The sequence below is a fragment of the Frankia sp. Hr75.2 genome, from assembly GCF_949319125.1.
Taxonomy (GTDB): Bacteria; Actinomycetota; Actinomycetes; order Frankiales; family Frankiaceae; genus Parafrankia; species Parafrankia soli.
The window spans coordinates 1-2,929 of record NZ_CASGGV010000113.1 but is presented as its reverse complement, the minus strand read 5'-3'; the positions used below and the strand labels follow the sequence as shown (position 1 = coordinate 2,929).

Below are 2,929 nucleotides of genomic sequence, written 5' to 3'. Positions count from 1 at the left end.
TTCTGCGGAGCAGATGCTGGTGCCGTAGCGGTTGCGGGTCCAGCAGCTGTAGTAACGGTATCGGTAGAGGTTTCCGCGGGCGGCGGTGCCGATGTAGTGCTTGCCGCAGTGGGCGCAGCGGATCTTTCCGGTGAGCAGGTAGTCGGAGCCGGATGCGGCGCGTTTGGTGGCGGTGGATTCGGCGCGTTCTGCCAGGATTTTCTGGGCTTGGTGGAAGAGGTCGGGGTCGATGATGGTGGGGTGTGGTGCGGCGTGGTCGACACCACGGAAGCTGATGTAGCCGATGTAGGCGCGGTTGCGCAGGATGGTGAGGATCGCAGCGGGAGACCATGGTTGGCCGGTTTTGGTGCGTAGGCCGTCGCTGGTGAGTTTGCGGGCGATGGCCTGGCTGCCGAGGCGGTCGTTGACGTACTCGGTGAAGATGCGGCGGACGATGGGGGCTTCGATGGGGTCTACCGTCAGGTAATCGGTGTTGGGGTCGATCTGGTAGCCGTAGGGGCGGGATCCGCCTTGCCATTGTCCGAGGCTGGCTTTGACTTCCATGCCGTTGATGACCCGGTCGATGATGAGGGCGCGTTCGAATTCGGCGATGACACCAAGTATCTGAATGATCATTCGTCCGGTGGCATTGCCGGTGTCGAACGGTTCAGTGGCGGAACGGAACGCAACTCCGGCTTCGTCGAGGGTTTCGAGGAGTTCGGTGAGGCCGCGTAGGGAACGGGTGAGGCGGTCGAGGCGGTAGACGAGCAGGATGTCGAACTTCCCGGCGAGTGCCGCCGCGAGGGCTCGTTGGAGCTGGGGGCGGTCGGTGGTGGCGCCGGATGCCTGGTCGACGTACTTGCTGGTCAGCTCCCAGCCGTCCTGGCTGGTGATGAACGCCAGAAGCTTGGTCTCCTGCGCTTCCAGGGAGAACGGCTGGTTCTTCTCGTCGGTGGAGATGCACAGGTAGATCGCCACCCGTTTGGTCGTGCGGTCGGGCTGGTCGATGCGGCCTTTTCGATGGCTGGACGTCACGTCAGGGCTCCTCAGAAATGAACGATCGACAGGTGTCCATTCAGGGGTTACGCGCCGGTAACCGCCTGACCTGGCACTTCACGACGAGTCCGCCACCGTGAGCTGGGCGTCGGCTCCGCATCGCCGCAGGTCACAGGCCTGCGGGCGCGCACCCCTGAATGGACACATCGACAGGTCAGCGCAATGCCGATAATGGTGAACGCCGGGTTATTGCTGTTTATTATTGCTCGTATTCAACGGTGGGGCGACCGTCATTCGACATCAGTTGTCGGCTCTTCCTGTTGCCTGCTTCGATGTGCGCGAAGGAGGTCCGTGAGAGCGCTGACAGCGGCGGCGCGTTCCTCAACGGTCAGGGGGATGAAGTGCGGCACTGCGACGACTACGTCGATGGCTGGGAGGGCTGGACTTCTCCGCCTGACAGGTTTCTTCGGCCGATGGGTGGCCGGCGGCGTCCGACTGCGGGCTGGGTTGTGCTCGGGTCTGGCGGGGTCGTGTCATCGGTTGACGCGATAGCCCTGTTCTCCTCTGCCTAGGCACCACGGGCTTTTTCTGCTCGACGTTGCGCTCCGGCATCGGAGATGCTTGTCGAAGACTCTTCTCAACTTCCGATGCCCGGAACGTGGGCATCCGGATTTTCTTTTGGTCTTGCTTGCAAGGGTGACAGTTTGGAGTTCTCCTGCTGGCGGCCCGGCGCATGCCGAGTCGCCATTCGAAAACGTGCGGAGGGTTTCTGTTGTCGGTTTCTGTTAACGAGGATGGATACGGGTCCGGTGCCTCGCGTCTGGTGGCGGGGGCACTTGCCGCCGCGGAGGGGGCGGTCACGGTGGCGGAGCTGGTGGAGAGGACAGGGTTGGCGCGGACCACGGTGAGTCGTGCGTTGACCGTGTTGGAGGCCGGCGGTCGCGCCGTGAGGGTTCCCGGCCGGCGGCATGGTGCCGGCCGGGACCCGGACCAGTGGAGTCACATCGCCCAGCCGGGTTGGGCCCGCACGGCGCCGCCACCGGCCATGCCGTCCAAGCCGGGGACGGATGTGCCGTCCCCAGGGAGCAGGACGACGGCGCGCCGCTGTGGAAGACGCAAGGCCGGGTGACGTCGACCGGCAGTCGGCTGGCGCCGGGTGGGTTGCGGGAGCTGGTGATGGCCTGTCTGGGCCAGGATCGGACCCGCGCCTGGTCGGCCGGGGAGGTCGCCCGTACGGTCGGCCGTTCCGCCGGGGCGGTGACGAACGTGTTCGATCTGCTGATCGCTACCGGCGCCGCCGAGCAGGACGGGGCCGGCCGTCCCCGTCGCGTCCGCCTCCGATGAGGCGAGGCCTCCGGCGGCCCGCTGGCCCGTTCCCGCCAGATCACGACCAAGCGCCGGAGCAGGTCGGAAACCGGCCGCAGGGGCAGGGGTATACGTCGAGGCTGGTGGACTATGGAGCGGGCAACGGCGTTCTCACCGGCCGTCTCGACGGAACGGAACTCCTGATCCGGCCCGAGAAGGGCACCGCGACCGAACCCGTGATTCTGCTGCGTCTGCACAGCACCCTCGGCGAGGTCGCGGCCTGTTATCTGACCCCGGCGGAAGGCTGGGCGCTGGCGGTGGTGTTGTACTGCGCCGCCGGCCAGCACACGTCTTCGGGAGCCGCCGTCGAGCCAGGGTGAGAGCACACCGGCGGCCGGTGGAGAAGCCGGCCGCCGTCTCCTCTCAAAGGTGCCGCTCACGCGACCTCCGGGAGATGCGGCGCTGGGATCGGGGCGGTACCAGCACCCCACTCGTTGGCCTGCAGAGCAAATCCGCTGCCTGGCAGTTCGCTCAGCCGTAGGCGACGCCGAGTGCCAGGCCCAGCGGGCAACCAGACAGGGCCGCTCACCCCTTCTCCCGATGCGGCGAGAAGCTCAGCCGTCTGGCTCTGGCGGTTTGGTTCGGATCT

At 66.2% G+C, this 2,929-nt stretch carries 3 protein-coding genes and 1 pseudogene; 3 read left to right on the top strand and 1 reads right to left on the bottom strand.

The features are described from left to right. The coding region (locus AC559T_RS11220; protein WP_498868650.1) for a recombinase family protein at positions 1-1,014 on the bottom strand (1,014 nt) is incomplete at its 3' end. A 694-nt stretch (positions 1,015-1,708) separates the two neighbouring features. Here AC559T_RS11220 and AC559T_RS11215 point away from each other — a divergent pair. The 3 genes and pseudogenes from AC559T_RS11215 to AC559T_RS11205 all read left to right on the top strand — a co-directional run. Then, a pseudogene (locus AC559T_RS11215) lies at positions 1,709-1,936 on the top strand (MarR family transcriptional regulator); the annotation flags it as partial. 32 nt (positions 1,937-1,968) lie between these two features. Beyond that, on the top strand, positions 1,969-2,319 hold the full coding sequence (locus AC559T_RS11210; protein WP_498868651.1) for a hypothetical protein: 351 nt from the start codon (positions 1,969-1,971) through the stop codon (positions 2,317-2,319). Positions 2,320-2,423: 104 nt separating this feature from the next. Next, positions 2,424-2,660, top strand: a complete 237-nt coding sequence (locus tag AC559T_RS11205; protein WP_498868649.1) for a hypothetical protein — start codon at positions 2,424-2,426, stop codon at positions 2,658-2,660. Positions 2,661-2,929 lie beyond the last annotated feature (269 nt).